The organism is Thermodesulfobacteriota bacterium (assembly GCA_035559815.1).
In the GTDB taxonomy this organism is placed as follows: Bacteria; Desulfobacterota_D; UBA1144; order Nemesobacterales; family CSP1-2; genus DATMAT01.
Map to the genome: position 1 here is coordinate 32,090 of DATMAT010000076.1, position 17,492 is coordinate 49,581.

Here is a 17,492-nt window from a genome sequence, read left to right on the forward strand (position 1 = left end):
TAAAATCCTGTCACCTTTTTATCTTGACCCATTTAAGCAAGGGGATGGGTGTTATATTTCTTGAATCATCACGCTTTTTCTACGGGTAGATATCCGTTTTCTCTGAGGAGTTTAATAATCTCTTTTTGATGTTCGAAACTCTTTGTTTCCAGGCTTATTTCTACATCCGCTCTATCAATCGGCAGGTCACTCGAAGCCCTGTCGTGATAAATCTGGACAATATTTGCTTTTACCGCGCCCAGTAAAGATGCTAACCTTCCCAGGGACCCTGGGATATCCGGTAGCTCTACCACGAGTCTTAAGAATCTGCCGTTTTTTATAAGCCCCCTATCTATGATTTTAGCCAGTATATTTATATCTATATTTCCCCCACTTACCACAATCAACACACTCTTTTTGTGAAACTTCTTTTTGTTTTTCAAAAGCCCGGCCAGGCCGACAGCCCCCGCGCCTTCTACCACTATTCTCTTCTTTTCGGTCAGCAAAAGAAGCGCATCCTCGATTTCGTCGTCATCCACTGTCAGCACATCATCGACGTATTTCTTCGCTATTTCAAGAGTAAGAACTCCGACCTTCTTGATGGCAATTCCATCGGCCAGAGTATGTGCGGAGATGGTCTCAACCACCGTCCCCTTTTTGATCGAAAGAGACATAGAAGGTGCGCTCTTTGACTGAACCCCTATAATCCTGGCTCGGGGATGCATTTCTTTAATCGCTATAGCTACTCCAGAAATTAACCCCCCGCCACCAACCGGGACGAATACCACTTCTACATTCTTCAGGGACTCGCTGACTTCGAGCCCTATAGTCCCCTGGCCGGCGATTATATCCGGGTCGTCAAAGGGATGAATAAAAACATCTCCCGATTCTTCCCCGAGCTGTTTAGCATAGTTATAAGCGTCATCGAAAGTTTTTCCATAAAGGAACACCTCCGCACCATGGCGTTTAACCGCCAGTATTTTATTGATCGGGGTTCCTTCGGGCATCACCACACTTGCCTTCATCCCCAGTAGCTTTGCGGCGAGCGCCACTCCCTGGGCGTGATTACCCGCCGAAGCCGCAATCACCTTTCGTGTGCTTCCGTATAGCTTCTGAAGCTTGTTATATGCACCCCTGATCTTGAACGAGCCGGTCCTCTGAAGGTTTTCCAATTTTAGAAATACACTAGCTCCCGAAAGCTCACTCAGGGAATAGGAATAGGTAATGGGGGTTTTGTATACTACATTTTTTAACCTTTTTAGCGCTCGTCGGATGTCTCTTATCGTAACCATCGATTTATTGTTGGAATCCGCACGCATATCTTTACTCAATTATCAAATATGATATATAATTCGAGAAAGCATAACTCGAAGTTAACGCGTAATTCGTACTACAAGGCCAAAGATAAGGCTAGATTAAACCGAAAGAAGAGGATACGCAACAAGTCAGGAAGCCGGACTTAATTGTAATTATGTTTTTTCTACAAAATGTACTAAAATTAGCTGTGGGAGGTACGAGATGGCCAAGGTATTAGTCGTTGAAGATGATGAGTCCCTGAGAAATCTTTACAGTAAAAGTCTAAGACTCAAAAATTTCAAGGTTGAGACTGCTAATGACGGCGCAGATGCCTTGGTAAAAGTAGGCCTTTTCCGGCCCGATGTTATTATTCTCGATATCTTCATGCCCGAATTAGACGGAATAGAAGTCCTCAAGATTCTTAAGGCAGACCCGGAATTCAAAAAGATCCCTATATTGATGTTGACGACCGCTTCCGAGATAAGAACAATTAAAGAGTGCCTGGAAAGAGGGGCTACCGGTTATATCGTAAAGGGAGGTTCCCCGGAAGATATAGTAAAGAAGATCAACAACATTATCGGCCCCCCTGAATAGGGTTTCCCTTCCTGAACTCCAGTATTTTATCGAATATCTTATCCGCTATCTCCGCCTTGGTCATAAGAGGAAGCTCTTCAACCTTCCCCCATCTGTCAACAAAGCATACTATGTTTGTATCCTGGCCAAACCCGGCCCCCGGTCTATGTATGTCGTTTGCCACAATCAGGTCCGCATTCTTTTTTCTCAGTTTCCCCAAGGCATTTTCTACCACGTTTTCTCCTTCCGCGGCGAATCCAACAACGATTCGGCCATTCTTATTTTTACCGACGTCGAGGAGAATATCCAGTGTACGCTCCAATTTAAGATGGATTTCCTTAGAATTTTTCTTAAGCTTGCCCGGAAAAGTTTCTACGGGCCTGTAATCCCCCACGGCTGCTGCTTTTATTACTACGCTTGACCAACCGAGGTTACTCATCACTGCTTCGTGCATCTCTGACACCGTGACTACATTGATTAAACTTACCCCGGATGGTGGTTCCACATCGGTTTTTGCCGATATCAACAACACATCCGCCCCTCTCATCCATCCAGCCCGGGCTAGGGCATATCCCATTTTTCCACTCGAGGGGTTTGATATGAATCTGATAGAATCAATAAACTCTCTGGTTGCCCCGGCCGTTACCAGTACTCTTTCACCGCTCAGATCCTTGGGAGACAATAGCCTCTCTATTTCCTCCATAATTCGGCCTACTTCCGGAAGCCTACCCTTACCTTCCCACCCACAGGCAAGGTCACCCTCATCCGGTTCCACCAACACGAACCCGCGTCTTTTCAACTTCTCCATATTCTCTTGGACGACAGGATTGCTGTACATGTTTACATTCATAGCCGGGCAAATCATCACAGTTGCCCGCGTGGCCAGAAGGACCGTTGTGAGAAGATTATCTGCCATACCGGATGCGGCTTTTCCGATGAAGGCCGCAGTAGCCGGAGCGATTACTACTAAGTCCGCTCTATCTGCAAGGCTAATATGGCCTATCTCCGATTCCCACTCCAGGTCGAAGGTTTTCATGGCCACGCGCTTCCCGGAAAGCGTCTGAAAAGTGAGGGGTGAAACAAACTGAGCAGCGTTCTTGGTCATAACTACCTGTACCGAGGCGCCTTCTCTCATCAGTCTCCTAACCAACTCACATGCCTTATACGCGGCAATTCCGCCGGTAACACCAAGAACTATATTTTTTCCTGAGATTCTAGACATGGCCTATTAGTCCACTTTCAGCCAACCATAGAGGCGACCCACCGAGTCGCCTCTACTAAGTATAGAGGAGGACAGGAAACCAGGCAAATAAAGCTTTTGGTCCATACCAGTAACGGATACCTTGCACGGTTTATCCGGGGATCCCATAAGCTTCCGTGTGAACCCTGTCCAAGGATATCAGCTCCTTGGAAGACGACGGTCTCCGCGGTAAAATTGCTAGCCCCCCTGCTTAAAATCCGTTAGAAGCACTTGGGATTAAGACCCTTCAGAGATTCTTATCCGTCACCGCACCCTCCGAAGCCGAGGCCACAAGCTTTGCATATTTGGCCAGGACACCTCGAGTAGCTTTAGGCCAGGGTCTCTTCCAAGCGGCGAGCCTTTTTTTAATCTCGTTTCTCGATACTTCCAAGTTAATCTCTCTCTTCCGGGCATCTATGGTTATGGTATCGCCGTTATTGACAACGGCAATAACACCGCCGTCCCAGGCCTCCGGAGTAATGTGCCCTACGACAAATCCGTGGGTTCCTCCGGAAAATCTTCCATCAGTAATCAGGGCAACATCATTACCCAAGCCCCTACCCATTATTGCTGAGGTCGGACTCAGCATTTCCCGCATTCCCGGGCCCCCCTTAGGTCCTTCATAACGTATCACGATGACGTGACCCTTTTTAACCTTTCCTTCCAGGATGGCCTTTAGTGATGCCTCTTCGGAATCAAAAACTATCGCCTTTCCGGTGAAGGTGAGTCCTTCTTTGCCGGTTATTTTTGCCACTGCCCCCTCCGGAGCTAGGTTTCCTCGAAGTATCACAATATGGCTGTCCTTTTTTATGGGATTATCAAAAGAGGAAACAATCTCCTGTCCTCTAGGGTAAGGTCCGGCATGTTTTAGATTTTCTTCCACATTCCTTCCAGTAACGGTCAGGCAATCCCCGTGGAGTAACCCCTTGTCCAGAAGCCTTTTCATCAACGGTGTCAGCCCGCCGATCTCGCAAAATTGAGACATGAAGTACTTCCCGCTCGGTTTGAGATCAGCCAGCACCGGCGTCCTTTTTCCGATTCGGGTAAAATCGTCAAGCGTAATCTTCACGCCCGCTGTATGAGCCATGGCCAGAAGATGAAGAACCGCATTTGTCGAACCGCCCAAAGAAATAACGACGGTTATAGCATTCTCGAACGCCTTCTTGGTCATTATATCCAGTGGTCTGATACCCCTCTGTATTAGATTGACCACAGTGGAGCCAGCGTTCAGACAATCCATATTTTTTTCATGGGATATAGCCGCCTGAGCCGAGCTATTGGGGAGACTCATGCCCAGCGCCTCGATTGCCGATGCCATGGTATTTGCGGTATACATACCGCCACAGGACCCCGGCCCGGGAATAGCGCATGTCTCTATGGACCTAAGCTCCTCGTCATTGATCGTTTTACTGGCATGAGCACCCACAGCCTCGAAAACGGATACGACGTCAACCGGTCTTCCGCAATAAATGCCCGGCATAATGGTACCGCCGTAGACAAAGACAGAGGGACGGTTGAGACGGGCCATAGCCATAACACAACCCGGCATGTTTTTATCACAGCCGCCTATGGCTACGATTCCATCAAAACCCTCCGCGCCGGCCACCGTCTCGATTGAATCGGCGATTACTTCCCGGGAAACAAGCGAATAACGCATACCCGGGGTTCCCATGGAGATTCCGTCAGAAACAGTGATGGTGTTGAAAATAATCGATTTACCGCCGGAGTTGTCTACCCCTCGCCCCGCCTCGAGCGCCAGCTTGTCTATGTGCATATTGCAAGGTGTGACCATACTCCAGGTGGAGGCAATCCCTACAACCGGTTTCTTGAAATCCTCGTCTTTGAAACCGACCGCTCTCAACATTGCCCGACTTGGAGCACGATCAGGCCCCTCCACAACTATCGCCGAATGCTCTCTCCGGCTATCTTCTCTTTTTAGTTGGAGCTTCTTTCTCAAGGCTCATTCTCCTGTATAGCTAGGGAATTTGGGTGGAATTATTATTAATTGACCGAGTTTTAATGTCAATTCTGGTATTTTTAACTTTATATACGTGGTATTCCAAAAGTAGATGTGAGAAATTTTCGTCACGACCGATATGCCGGAGTACACCGGTACGAGCCTAGGTCTAGTTGTCTTGTAAAATATATAAAATCTTTCAAAACCGGTGAGAGCGAAGGTCTTAAAAGTTCTATTGATTTAAATTTCAGAATAATATAAAAGAATAGAGAGGAGGTAGGGATCATGGATCAAGTAGTTAAGACTATTTTTGCGGGACTACTGGGAACAGGTGGAATGAGTTTTGCAATGTGGCTTATTACCCGTTCCGGAGTGGCAAACGCAGATATGATAAGAGCTATAGGAAGCATATTCACCCATTCCTATGAGAACTCTTTTAAGCCAGGATTAATCATACATCTGGTTACCGGAACCCTTATCGCTTTCATCTACATTTTGCTTATTAATCTTTTATCCCCTACCTCCATAGCCTATTTTATTCTCACCGGGGCAATGATCGGGCTCTTTCACGGTGTTGCTTTCAGCTTTCTCTTGGTAGTTTCCGTGGCCGAACATCATCCCCTGGAAAGATTTCGTGAGGCTGGCTCGGAAGTAGCCGTTGCTCATCTGGTAGGACACATAATATACGGTCTTATAGTGGGCACGGTGGTGGGGCTTTTGAACATCAAATTCTTCTAACATTTAATCATGCCCGCTTCGGTTACCCTGCTTCTATTTACTAATTTGAACGTAAACAGTTAAAATCTAATTGGGCGATCAAGAAGAGCATTAATTTCTATCCCGTTACTGAGGTGATTTTGTGAGGGAAATCATTCCAGGCATCTATACATGGTCGTGGCTCTCCCCGAGGCACGGTTATAACTTCAATGGATATAGCTTTAAAAGCGCCGAAGGCTTGATTGTGATCGACCCGGCAATTATGGAAGATGCTGACCGGGTCGAGCTGGAAAAACTGGGAACCCCTGCTCGTATCATTCTAACCAACAAAGACCACGAGCGTATAGCTTACGATTTGCGGGACCGTTTCGGTGGAGAGATTTACATCAACAAGAACGATGCTCCTCTTCTAAAGCAATTACCGGATCACACCTTCGATGACGGCGATATACTGTCGGGAAATCTCCGGGCTATAAACGTTCCCAACAACAAATCCCCGGGTGAAACTGCTCTTCTTTTAGCGCAAGGAGATGGAATTCTATTTATTGGCGATGCAATCATCGGGTGGCCTGAAGGCGAATTTTCCCTTCTCCCCGCTGATAAATACAAAGACCCGCAAGGAGCTAAGCAAGGAGTCAGAAAACTGCTCGAGCATGAGTATGACACCGTGCTCGTTGGCGACGGCGAATCCGTCTTACAGGGAGGTAAAGAGGCGATCAGCAGGTTCTTAAAACGAGAAAACGTACACCTGAGCTTGCCTGTGAAATAAAGATTTAGGATGCAAGATGCATGATACAAGATAAAAAGACCAATCATACATCGTGCATTATGTATCCCGTATCCTGCATCATATATCATGTCCAAACCAAGCTTCAGAAAAGTAGCAACAATTGACGAAATCCCTTTGGGGCAAGGGAAATTGGTAATGGGCCCCTTCGATAAACCCATTGCGCTCTTTAACGTTAGCGGGGAATTCTATGCAATCAATTACATCTGCCCGCACATGGGCGGTCCACTAGGAGAGGGAAAACTGACCGGATATGTTGTCGCTTGCCCCTGGCACGGGTGGACCTTTGATGTGAGAACAGGCCTTCCCGACCATCCCGGCGGCCATTCGGTATCGGCCTACCAGGTTAAGGTTGAGGGTAATGACGTCTATGTAGGATGGTTGAAGAGGGTAAAGGACTGAACCTACAAATTACTACCTGAGTATGAAAGTGACTTTTATCTCCGTGTAAAACAGGTTTGTGGTCCCTTCGAATCCTGAATCAGTGCCCACAATGAGCCAGACTGACCCGGTTTCATCAGCAACAACTTCAAAGAGGCTACCGGGATCACTCTCAATCTTTTTTATCTGAAACACCGGGTTAGCACAATCAGTATCCACTCCAATATCACCGAGAACCTGAGCATCCTCGCCGCCCTCAGTCTGATTCCCCTTATCGATGTTCATCATCAAAAAACCGGTATCATCCGGCTCGGCAACAGGCTCGATTATCGACGCCCCTGCCTTGAGCTTAATAGCCGGAGAACCGCCTATGCCGGAACAGTCCTTCCCCGCCTCGGAGGCAATTTCAACCTCAAAATCGACCAGATAAGCAGTGTCCGGCTTCAGCCCGGTAATTTCACGCTTTAAAAACATGAATAGGTCATCGCTGTGGTTGTTGCCCGACAGGAAAAGAGCCTTCCTACTCCGGTCTAAGTTTTCCGGTAATTCACGATGGTCGAAGATCAATTCAAAGAAATCTTCCTCCCCTTGGGGATAGTCTGCAAATCCTCCGACCCAACCGTGGGTTTCGTTACTGAAATCAAAGCTAAAAACTGTCCCCTCATTATCTGCTGTGTTATTACTATCATTGCATCCAACGAGTGCCGTGCTTACAACAATCAGGCTCGATATAAACCATTTATGAAAGAGCTTTACCTGAAGCATTGTTTAGCCTCCTGGAGAAAATTGAACCCATAAAGTCTAACTTAAATCGATAGTGAAAGAATAAGTAAAACTGGGTTGAAGATGGGGAATTATTCTAAAATTACTGTTTAGGTAACAACTATTGAGATTGGCTGGGGGACTAGGATTCGAACCTAGATTAATGGGTCCAGAGCCCATCGTCCTGCCGTTAGACGATCCCCCAGCAAGATCTTTTTATTATTTATAAAAATCGCTTGTGAGTCAATGGCTTATTCTTCCTTAAGGTAAACAGAATACTCAGGTTACTAATTGCTTTAATGTACTTAAGAATCTACATTTGAATTTGATTCTGCATAAACATCAATTAACTAAAGATCATTTGGCAATGCATTAGAACTGCTTAAATATTGACACAGCTAGTTTACTTTCTTTTTACCATCCTGATAAAATTCCTGAGCAGGTCTTTCCCGTGTTTCGTGAGAATGGATTCGGGATGGAATTGAACGCCCTCGATTAAGTGCTCTTTATGTCTTATTCCCATTATCTCATCCTTATCCGTCCAGGCGGTGACCTCCAATTCATCGGGGAGCGATTCTCTCTCCACCAAGAGTGAATGGTACCTGGTTGCCTCGAAGGGATTGGGCACGCCCTCATAAATCCCTTTGCCGTCATGGTATATCATGGAGGTTTTGCCGTGAAGGAGTCTCTCCGCCCTTACAATATTCCCGCCAAAGGCATAACCGATCGACTGATGCCCAAGGCACACTCCCAGGATAGGAAGCCTTCCCGAAAACTCCTTTATTAAGTCCACCGATATACCGGCTTCCTTTGGAGTGCAGGGGCCGGGTGAGACCACTACCATATCCGGATTGAGTTTCCCTACCTCTTCGAGCGTAATCTTATCATTCCTAAAGACCAGGACCTTCTCCCCAAGCTCGCCCAGGTAATGGACGAGATTATAGGTGAAGGAATCGTAGTTATCTATCATCAAAATCACTTTATAACACCTTCCATATTTTAGCCACGAATGAACTCGAATTTACTCGAATACAATATGATACATGATTCATATCTTTTAAATCCTGTATCTTGTATCATGCATCCTGTATCTTGATTTATCCCCCATCTTTTTCATCTGTGCCAATTAGTGTTGATTCGTGGCCAAATATGTCTTTCAATTCGCATCCTTTAGAGTCCTTTCTTCACCATCTCCACCGCCCTGATTAGAGCCTTCACCTTGTTTACCGTCTCTTCATACTCTCTTTTGGGGTCCGAATCGGCCACAATTCCCGCACCTGCTTGAATATAAACCTCGCCGTCCTTTATGACAAACGTCCTGATGGTAATGCATGTATCCATGTTGCCCGAGAAGCTAAAGTATCCGACTGCGCCGCCATAAGCTCCCCTTCTGCTCGGTTCCATCTCTTCGATTATCTCCATAGCCCTGACCTTTGGAGCGCCGGAAAGCGTCCCGGCGGGAAAGGTAGCCTTTATGACATCAAAGGCGTCCTTTCCTTGAGCCAGCTCGGCAATCACATTCGAGACTATATGCATGACATGCGAATATCTCTCGACGATCATAAGTTCATCCACCTTTACCGTTCCGACCTCCGCCACTCTACCTAAGTCGTTCCTGGCCAGGTCAACTAACATGATGTGCTCCGCTCTTTCTTTTGGGTCGGAAAGCAGCTCCTTTTCCAGCTCTTCATCTTCCTTTTCGTTTCTCCCTCTCGGCCTGGTCCCGGCGATGGGGCGGTTTTCTACCCTTTTCCCTTCAACCCTGACCATGACCTCCGGAGATGACCCTACCAGAAAATCATCGCCCATCTTGAGGTAAAACATGTAGGGCGACGGGTTCAGCACCCTTAGCGCCCGGTATAAGTCAAAAGGTGAGACATCCAGCTTCGTTTTCCATCTCTGCGAGATTACAGCCTGAATAATATCGCCTGCCTGTATATACTCCTTTGTTTTCTTCACCGCCTCCATAAACTTTTTAGGCTCGAAGTTTGACTTAAAATTTGAGGGAATTACCTTCTCCGTTGTTCTCTTACCCTTAGCTTTATTCTCTCTATACGGTGAAACTGGAGTGCGAAGCTTCTGAATAATTCCTTCTATCTTTTCGAGTGCCTGGTTGTAAGCGCTCTTTGCATCGGAGGTGCCGGGAACGTAGGCGTTTGATATTATTTTTATCTTGTGGTTTATGTTGTCGAACACCAATACCGAGTCGGTTACTAGAAAGACCGAATCCCAAAGATTGAGCTCATCCTTGCCGATTTCCGGAAGCCTCTCCACAAACCTTACTACGTCATATCCAAAATATCCCACCGCCCCGCCATGAAACCGGGGCAGGTCCGAGGAAACCACCGGACGATACCGGGAGAGAAGCTCCCTCAGAGAATCGATTGGGTTACCTTCCTTACCCTCCTTCTTTCCATCTTGTATTATCTCTATGAGTTTTCCCTTAGACCGGAATACTACCGACGGCTCAGTTCCAATAAAGCTATACCGTCCCCACTTCTCACCACCCTCGACGCTCTCCAGCAGAAATGCATAGTCCCCGCTCTCGATCTTCTTCAAAGCCGACACCGGAGTATCAAAATCGGCCAGTATTTCGGCCCAGACCGGCACCAGATTTCCATGCTTCAGTTTCTCTTTGAATTCAGGAAACGTAGGGTAAATCATGAGAAGGAAAGGATAAAAGGCAGGGATTTAAAGTCAAGAAAGGCTTTTTTTCGAGGCCTTTAGCATGTAGTATTATCAATACATTTTTAGCCACGAGGAATAAAGCAAAATTACAGTGACCAAATCACAATCACCAAACAAATTCCAAGCACTAAAAACAAAAAGTTTCAATTTTAGAATTTAGATATTGCTTGTGATTTGTGATTTAGAACTTGCTATTTGTTTTCACTTAGTGTCTTAGTGCCTTTGTGGCTAATATGTTTAATTCTAGAGGAGGAGTTTATGACCAGAATCAACCCGCAGATATTCAGGGAATACGATATAAGGGGAATTGTGGATAAAGACCTTAGCGAAGAGGTCATCGAGACAATCGGAAAAGCCTACGGCACCTATATGAGAAAATTGGGGAAAAAGAAGGTATCTCTGGGGCGAGATTGCCGGTCTAGCTCCCCGGCCTACGCTAAGGCAATAAGTCGTGGAATTAATTCGGCCGGGCTTGATGTAATCGACATCGGTATGGTTTCTACCCCGATACTTTATTTTTCTCTATTTAATCTCGACGTGGACGGCGGCGTAATGATCACCGCCAGCCACAATCCCGGAGAATACAACGGAATTAAACTCTGCGTGGAAAAGGATTCCCTCTTTGGTGATGGAATCCAGAACATAAGGAAGATCGCCGAGAGCGGAGACTTCGCACTAGGAAAAGGCACGGTCGAGACGAGGGATGTGATAGAAAGCTACTTAAAATTTCTCAGAGAAAACGTGCAAATAAAGCCGGGGATCAAGGTGGGGATTGATTACGGAAACGGAATGGTGGGAATAGCCGGCCCTCAGATTTTAAAAGCATTTCGTTGTGACGCCACCGAGCTTTACGCTACCCCTGATGGGGCATTTCCCAACCATCATCCGGACCCGACCGTAGTGGAAAACCTTGAAGACTTAATAAATACGGTTAGAGAGAAAAAACTCCAACTGGGCATCGGTTTTGACGGAGACGGAGACAGGGTCGGCGTCGTCGACGAAGGAGGAAACATAATCTGGGGCGATATGTTGGTGGTTATTCTATCCAGGGACATTCTTTCCAGGACTCCCGGAGCCAAAGTAATCGGCGACGTTAAGTGCTCGGGCCGGCTGTTCAAAGACATCGAGAGAAATGGCGGATACCCAATCATGTGGAAGACCGGACATTCCTTAATCAAGAACAAGATGAAGGTGGAAAAGGCCGCCCTTGCCGGTGAGATGAGCGGGCACATATTTTTTGCCGATAAGTATTTCGGGTATGACGATGCACTATATGCCGGGCTCAGGCTTCTTGAAATAATTTCTAACACGGGTAAAAAGGTGTCTGAATTACTGGAAGGGATTCCGCCGGCTATATCCACGCCGGAAATTCGGGTTGAATGCCCTGAGGAGATAAAATTCAGGGTAGTGGAAGAGGTGAAAGAAAAGCTAAAGAAAAATTACGAAGTCATTGACATAGATGGTGTTCGAATCGAATTCCCCGACGGTTGGGGACTGATAAGGGCATCCAACACCCAGCCTGCCCTGGTCCTTCGGTTTGAAGCGGAGACGAAAGAAAGGCTCGAAGAAATTCGCTCGCTCATCGAAGGAAAATTGGAAGAGGCGAAGAAGAAATTGAATTAACAAGATTACGAATTACACCCTTTCCGTAGGGGCGACCCTTGTGATCGCCCTTAATTTCATATCATCGTTAGGGCGAATACAAGATTCGCCCCTACGAATGTTGCCTTTATTTAGCCGACACAGCAGTCTTGGACCTAAATTACCCATCGATCGATTCTGGTTAAATATACTACTTCTTGGTCCACCTTCCATCGGGCAATTGAATTTCCCATCCGGATTGGGCCTCTTCCCTTCTTACCTCGGCATACTGCTCGGCCGCTTGAGGAAGGACGCGGTTTACATTCTCAGGAGTCGGGTCAAGATTATTTATCTTCACTATTGCCTTAGCCATTCCCTTGATGATGATTTGTCTATCGGCATTCTCCGCGCTGAAATCTGCGGTTTCTGGTGGTGATAAATTTCCTCTACGAACCAGGAGCCCTTTATTCCCCTCCCCCACTTTCCCCTGTGCCAGCAAATTGTTTATACTGGCAAGCCGCTTACTTCTGCTCCGAAAAGCCTGCATTACCTCGGGCATCTTGCGAATTTCGCTGGTAATCTGCTGAGCCAGGTTTCCCTGCGCCCAGGCCATAGTGCCTATATTCAGGTCAAACTTCCTCCGAAGTAATATAATTCTTCTCGATTCTAACTGGGGCTTCTCCGGATAGGTTTTGAGACTTTGAGGCTGTCCCTGCGGTTTAGGTTTGTCCGGGGTTTTTGGAGACTCCGGAGCTTCTTCAGGGGCTTGCAGCAGCTCTTCTTCGAGACTTCTATACGCCTCCCTCACCTCTTCCGCCGGAAAGTAAATATTGACCGTGACGATCGCACATGACGTTAAAGAAGTAAACATCGTCAGAAAAACCGCTGTAAAAACTACTCTTGCTATTATCTCCATCGCTTCTTCACCTCTAAACTTATTTTCCGTACTCAATTTTAAGCTCACCTTTACTGGCCCTTCTTGCCGTTTCCCGGATCACAGAGAGAAAATGAGCCAGAGATATAGAATTTCTTCTTTCATCTACTTTTATGGATAAATCCTGTACCACAAGCATTCGGTGTGATATCTCCAATTCTTTGAACGTAATAACGCCGTCTTTGATGTAACCACTCATCTCTCCCTTATCGTATTTCCGGGATTCCCGGAGGAAGAATTTCTCCTTCACCCCCAGCTTCTGCAGTAGCGCCTTGGCAATCCTACTGGGTTCTTCTTCCGATTTTATAGTCCAGAAATTAAAGAGGCCGTCGAGGGTGTTTAATTTTTTCCCCTCTCCGCTCATCCAGAAGAGACCGTTGGTTATTCCGGATATGTAATCCTTGGCGGAGGGGATGCTGTCCGAAATGTTTGCCAGGCTGACCTTCCTGAATAGGAATGACAGGTCATATTTATTGGCTTTACCACTGAAGTCAAATTGCCCGGTGCCAAAAGCTTGGCCTTCATACAACCGAGACTCTAGTCGTCTCAGGTTGATTCCTTTGCTACTCAACTCAATTGCACATTCTATATCCTCAAACCTCAAAAATCCATATGCTATTTCTTCAATACTCAGAGTGCTCTCATCGTTTTTGAGACTATTCGCTTTCAATGTGTCGAGAAAGGCGCTAAATACCTTTTCATCGAGAAGCTTTTGGTCACCTTTTTTCTTGTAATTCCTTATGAGAGACGGCAAGGATGTAAATGGATTGACCTCATTCTTAATAGGGATGGCTCCGTTTATACCTTTAACATAAAAAGCTGTGCCGTTAACCCATCCTCCAAACGACACTTCATCGACCGAAAATTCTCCCTGAAGCGAGCCATTCTCATCCAAGAACCGGTCGTAGATGAGAGTCAAACTGACGCCACCCTGAAATTCTCCTTCACTCAAAAACTGGGGAAGAAGAGGAGATACGGTTTTCTGGATAAAAACCAAAGGAATTTTGGGTACATCGACCCAAAGACGGCCCGTTCCGTTACGGATATTTTCCACACCCGCTCTCAAGCTGATTTTGTTGCCCTCTTCATTCTGTATAAACCCCTGTTTAAGATATATGGTTTCACCGGTCATTTCTACCTGCATCTCCCCACTCAAATTTGAAAATACCCCGTCTCTTTCCATGCTTAGATTACTGAATCTGATTTCCCCTTTTCCCTCCGGTATTGAGGAATTTTCGATGCTACCATCAAAACTCGTACTCAGGTTCCCAATCGCCAGCTTGAGTCCTCCTAAAGAGAAAATAGGGTTTTTTAATTCCAAGCGGGAGGAAATGAAAGGAACGGAGGAAGAGGTCTCAACGAGGATATTTCCTCCGAGGTCTCCTCCAGAAAAACGGCCAGAGATTATCTTTAACGTGATTCCATCCGGGGAAGACCGGATTAGGAATGATAAATCCTCGAGAGGCTGTGATACGATATCCGCCCCACCGACATGCAGGTTTCCATTCAGCTTTGTTTTTTGATCCCCCATAGTTTGAATCAATAATTCCGCTTCTATTCCCTCTGATTTTATTTTGCCGCCGAAGCCGGAGAAACTGCCTTCTCTGAATTTGATTTGGTATGGCGTGCTTTCTTTGTCGTCACCAAAGACAATGTTAAGTTCCTCGGCATGTAAGTCCCCATAGCTCCCCAACTGAGATTTTAAGGCTGTGAGCCGCAATAGATTGTTACTGAAATCAAAGTTGGTGGAGAGCTTAGGGAATGAAGCCTCCCCGTATCTCCCTTCCGAGCCTTCCAAGCCGCCCGAAATAACCAGCTCTGCATCTTTTTCGGCGCTGATATCCAACCTGAACTCATTAAGATGGACGTCCCTCTCGGTTATTTGAAACCGGGAGCCGATTGAATACAAACTCAATCCCCAATGGCTATTTTCATACAAATTAAAACGAAGCTCGGTTATATTTCCTCTAGTTATGAGGAACTCACCGTATGAAAGATTTTCGTAGGATATACCCTTGCCTTCGATGTAAATTCGACTGTTTTCATTTCCCGATACCATCTCTCTACTTTCCTTCTCCCTTCCTCTATGTACCTGGTCATGAGACTCATTGCTTAGAGATTCCGAAACTAGTTTAAACCGGAGAGGCTCTAGAGATTCGACCCTCGACGCCTCGATTCCGCCACCTTCACCTCCCGCCGCTAATTTAAAATCCCGAAGGGAAAATGAGAGCGCGGTGTCAAATCCCTTCATATCTTCACTCATAAATCTGGCATTCACCCTTTCCAGCTTCCCCTCTAAGCCGCCAGAGATGAAACTCTCCTGAACCTTTTCCAGGCTCATGCCCGAAGCCGCTAAATTCCCGGAGACCAGATTCTTACCATCTAAAAATTCAAACCGGGCATCGCCAGATATCACCCCGTCAAGAAACGAACCCTTTAAGGAGGAAAATTCAAGCCTTTTATTCTTTAAGCCCTTATCGGCTATAAACTCGACCTTTCCTTTACCCCCATTAAACTTTCCGATTTTGGTGAAAGCGTTTTTGAATGAGAAAACCCCGGAAGCGGAAAACCCCGCTTTCGCGCTATCTTGAAAGGTATTTTTAGAATGGACCTCCCCGTTTATTCCCCTGATCTCAAAGCCTCTATTCTTATCCCTAACGTTTAATTGATCCAGAAGAACATTTCCATACAAGGAGAAATTTTTACCAGCCTTCGAGCCGATAAGCTTAATATCGTCTGCCCTGGCTGCCCCGGAAAATTCAAGACCGGAAAGGGCAGTAACCAACCTGGGAATTTCCTCTATTTCTATATCCCCGGTCTCCCCTACGAGGCTGATAATGCATTCTTTGGTAACTTTCTCGATGCTCCCGGTAAATGAAGAACGGAACAAATTATCCATACTGAAATTTACTGACTTGAAAAAAGCGCTATCGGTTGATTTCCGATAGGTTAAATCGTATTCCAGTTTCCCGGAGAAGTTCGACTCTTCGGTCAAGGTCGTAAAGTTGACCAGGCCATGAGATGTTATATTTTCAGAAACCTCAAACTTTATGTCCGATGATATGGCTAGATTAACCTGCGGAGAAATATCCGTGAGAAAAGAGCTTGTGTCTAACTCCGGCAGGTTTATCCTTAACTCCCCGGCCGGTTTGTCCAAAAATGGGTTAATCCTACCTTTAATCTCAACTTCGTTTTCCTCGATATCTAAATTGCCGGAAAGTAGAAACGTTCTTTGCTCTGCCCGCTCCGCGTCTTCGAAATCAACCTCCATCTTTTTTGAATTCAGAAATACGCCCGGCAGAACTTCAATTCGGGCATCGTGTATTTCCAGATGTTTGACCTCCACCGAAAGCGGTTTTTCTTTTTGTTCTCCTTGCGTGAACAGATTCACTAATCTATTTAATTCCTCCCCGGTCAGAGAAAAAACCGGTTTGTCGATTATTATTCCTCTAAGCTTGACCCTCCAATTGAAAAGTGAGGAGAGAATCTCGGGCTTGACGGCTATCTTGCCGATTTTCAGTATAGGCTTTACCACGCTGACCGGGTCGGAGATTTCTATCTCGCTTCCCCTGAGACCGGAAAGGAAATCAAACTCTATATCTTTAATCTCTATTTTGTATCCTTTGTCCCTAGAAACCTCTTCTATGAAACCGCGTATCTGTCCCGGAATAATTACCTCGGTTACGTAAATGTAGGAGATGACAAAGAGAAGAAAAAGAATAGCTAGTATAGCTAGAGAGAGCTTGGCTGGAGTAATCTGCCCAAAGGACATGGTATAGGGATATTATAAACAGGAATTGGTTGATTTAAACAAATAATCCAGAGCTTAGTTAAAAATATGTAACGTTCCCCCAAATTCTGTTGCTTACAGTCTGCCTTTTTGATATATTCAAAAATCATGATATCTTAGAGCCTATTCTGAGGCCATTCCAAGGAGGATGATCATGAGACAATTGCTAAATAGGTGTTGTTATGGCGTGATAACTTTGGCTTTCTCTTTGAGCTTACTTAGTTGTGAAGATGACCTTGATCCCAAGACATTCATAGAGCCTATCTTTTGTGATAGCGGCATTGTAGATATAGACGAGGAAGGAAATAACGTGGTTATTAACGGAGCAAACCAGGTTGAATGTATCAGGGCCGAGGGAAGCTGTACCGTCAACATGCTGGCAAATGATATCGTCTTGCAGGGCTGTCTAGAGTGTATAGAAGCCAGCGATGAAGCCGAGGTTAATTTGACCACTGAGTCCAGAGATATAAGGTGCATTACTGAAGGAGACGGAGTTCTGGCCACGGATAATGCCATTGTTACCCTGGTCTCAGGTAACGTCATAGACATATTTTCGAATCAGGCCAACGGCATCAGAGCAGAGGGTGCATCTTTTGTAGAACTGGTAGCTCCGAATCAATGCATTATCGAAGCAGACCAGGAGGCCATTCTAGCGGACGACACTGCAGAAGTCGATACCAGTGGCTGCAACGAGCTGATAATTCAATGAAAAGTAAATCAGGCCAAAAATGATTGGCGGGTCGACATAATTTCCTTGAAGCCAAAGGCTCCCGATTTTTATTTGGATTTGCTAAATATAAGATTCCG

At 45.9% G+C, this 17,492-nt stretch carries 14 protein-coding genes and 1 tRNA gene; 6 read left to right on the forward strand and 9 right to left on the reverse strand.

Going from position 1 to position 17,492, the window contains the following annotated elements; genetic code table 11:
- Window positions 1–68: 68 nt before the first annotated feature.
- Window positions 69–1,298 carry a threonine ammonia-lyase gene (ilvA, locus tag VNN20_17025; GenBank protein ID HWP93891.1) on the reverse strand — a complete coding sequence of 410 codons (1,230 nt, stop codon included), beginning with the start codon at window positions 1,296–1,298 and terminating at the stop codon, window positions 69–71.
- Between the two features lie 199 nt (window positions 1,299–1,497).
- Here ilvA and VNN20_17030 point away from each other — a divergent pair, with 199 nt between their 5' ends.
- The gene (locus VNN20_17030) at window positions 1,498–1,869 is read left to right on the forward strand and encodes a response regulator (protein HWP93892.1); all 372 of its coding nucleotides are present in this window, start codon (window positions 1,498–1,500) and stop codon (window positions 1,867–1,869) included.
- Here VNN20_17030 and coaBC read toward each other — a convergent pair.
- Both coaBC and ilvD read right to left on the reverse strand, forming a co-directional pair.
- Entirely contained in the window at window positions 1,850–3,070 is a 1,221-nt protein-coding gene (gene coaBC, locus VNN20_17035; GenBank protein ID HWP93893.1) for a bifunctional phosphopantothenoylcysteine decarboxylase/phosphopantothenate--cysteine ligase CoaBC, read from the reverse strand. The two genes, VNN20_17030 and coaBC, sit on opposite strands and share 20 nt — an antisense overlap.
- 265 nt (window positions 3,071–3,335) lie before the next feature.
- The gene (gene ilvD, locus VNN20_17040) at window positions 3,336–5,045 is read right to left on the reverse strand and encodes a dihydroxy-acid dehydratase (GenBank protein HWP93894.1); all 1,710 of its coding nucleotides are present in this window, start codon (window positions 5,043–5,045) and stop codon (window positions 3,336–3,338) included.
- A 285-nt stretch (window positions 5,046–5,330) separates the two neighbouring features.
- Between ilvD and VNN20_17045 the strand changes: the two genes are divergently transcribed.
- From VNN20_17045 to VNN20_17055, 3 genes are all read left to right on the forward strand, one after another.
- Entirely contained in the window at window positions 5,331–5,783 is a 453-nt protein-coding gene (locus VNN20_17045; protein ID HWP93895.1) for a DUF6789 family protein, read from the forward strand.
- A 121-nt stretch (window positions 5,784–5,904) separates the two neighbouring features.
- Window positions 5,905–6,531: a hypothetical protein gene (locus tag VNN20_17050; protein ID HWP93896.1), complete on the forward strand. Its 627-nt coding sequence runs from the start codon at window positions 5,905–5,907 to the stop codon at window positions 6,529–6,531.
- Between the two features lie 87 nt (window positions 6,532–6,618).
- Window positions 6,619–6,951 (forward strand): Rieske 2Fe-2S domain-containing protein, encoded by a 333-nt coding sequence (locus VNN20_17055; GenBank protein HWP93897.1) that lies wholly within the window; start codon window positions 6,619–6,621, stop codon window positions 6,949–6,951.
- A gap of 12 nt (window positions 6,952–6,963) precedes the next feature.
- Here the strand turns inward: VNN20_17055 and VNN20_17060 are convergent, their stop codons facing one another.
- From VNN20_17060 to trpE, 4 genes are all read right to left on the reverse strand, one after another.
- On the reverse strand, window positions 6,964–7,695 hold the full coding sequence (locus tag VNN20_17060; protein HWP93898.1) for a hypothetical protein: 732 nt from the start codon (window positions 7,693–7,695) through the stop codon (window positions 6,964–6,966).
- Between the two features lie 128 nt (window positions 7,696–7,823).
- Window positions 7,824–7,897, reverse strand: a tRNA-Gln gene (locus tag VNN20_17065).
- A 198-nt stretch (window positions 7,898–8,095) separates the two neighbouring features.
- A complete protein-coding gene (locus VNN20_17070; GenBank protein HWP93899.1) occupies window positions 8,096–8,671 on the reverse strand; it encodes an aminodeoxychorismate/anthranilate synthase component II in 576 nt (191 codons plus the stop codon).
- Window positions 8,672–8,862: 191 nt separating this feature from the next.
- A complete protein-coding gene (gene trpE, locus VNN20_17075; GenBank protein ID HWP93900.1) occupies window positions 8,863–10,356 on the reverse strand; it encodes an anthranilate synthase component I in 1,494 nt (497 codons plus the stop codon).
- 282 nt (window positions 10,357–10,638) lie between these two features.
- On the opposite strand from trpE, the gene VNN20_17080 reads away from it, so the two are divergent.
- Window positions 10,639–12,003 carry a phosphomannomutase/phosphoglucomutase gene (locus VNN20_17080; protein ID HWP93901.1) on the forward strand — a complete coding sequence of 455 codons (1,365 nt, stop codon included), beginning with the start codon at window positions 10,639–10,641 and terminating at the stop codon, window positions 12,001–12,003.
- 169 nt (window positions 12,004–12,172) lie between these two features.
- Here the strand turns inward: VNN20_17080 and VNN20_17085 are convergent, their stop codons facing one another.
- Together VNN20_17085 and VNN20_17090 are read right to left on the reverse strand one after the other, a co-directional pair.
- Window positions 12,173–12,913, reverse strand: a complete 741-nt coding sequence (locus VNN20_17085; protein HWP93902.1) for a DUF1318 domain-containing protein — start codon at window positions 12,911–12,913, stop codon at window positions 12,173–12,175.
- Window positions 12,897–16,667, reverse strand: coding sequence for a hypothetical protein (locus VNN20_17090; protein HWP93903.1), 3,771 nt, complete (start codon window positions 16,665–16,667; stop codon window positions 12,897–12,899). Before VNN20_17090 ends, VNN20_17085 begins: the two co-directional genes overlap by 17 nt.
- 172 nt (window positions 16,668–16,839) lie before the next feature.
- Between VNN20_17090 and VNN20_17095 the strand changes: the two genes are divergently transcribed.
- A complete protein-coding gene (locus tag VNN20_17095; GenBank protein ID HWP93904.1) occupies window positions 16,840–17,394 on the forward strand; it encodes a hypothetical protein in 555 nt (184 codons plus the stop codon).
- Window positions 17,395–17,492 lie beyond the last annotated feature (98 nt).

Coding starts and splice junctions, on each gene's coding strand:
- VNN20_17030 (HWP93892.1), top strand. CDS start 1,498: ATGGCCAAGGTATTAGTCGTTGAAGATGATGAGTCCCTGAGAAATCTT.
- trpE (HWP93900.1), bottom strand. CDS start 10,356: ATGATTTACCCTACGTTTCCTGAATTCAAAGAGAAACTGAAGCATGGA.
- ilvA (HWP93891.1), bottom strand. CDS start 1,298: ATGCGTGCGGATTCCAACAATAAATCGATGGTTACGATAAGAGACATC.
- coaBC (HWP93893.1), bottom strand. CDS start 3,070: ATGTCTAGAATCTCAGGAAAAAATATAGTTCTTGGTGTTACCGGCGGA.
- VNN20_17060 (HWP93898.1), bottom strand. CDS start 7,695: ATGCTTCAGGTAAAGCTCTTTCATAAATGGTTTATATCGAGCCTGATT.
- VNN20_17080 (HWP93901.1), top strand. CDS start 10,639: ATGACCAGAATCAACCCGCAGATATTCAGGGAATACGATATAAGGGGA.
- VNN20_17045 (HWP93895.1), top strand. CDS start 5,331: ATGGATCAAGTAGTTAAGACTATTTTTGCGGGACTACTGGGAACAGGT.
- VNN20_17095 (HWP93904.1), top strand. CDS start 16,840: ATGAGACAATTGCTAAATAGGTGTTGTTATGGCGTGATAACTTTGGCT.
- VNN20_17055 (HWP93897.1), top strand. CDS start 6,619: ATGTCCAAACCAAGCTTCAGAAAAGTAGCAACAATTGACGAAATCCCT.
- VNN20_17090 (HWP93903.1), bottom strand. CDS start 16,667: ATGTCCTTTGGGCAGATTACTCCAGCCAAGCTCTCTCTAGCTATACTA.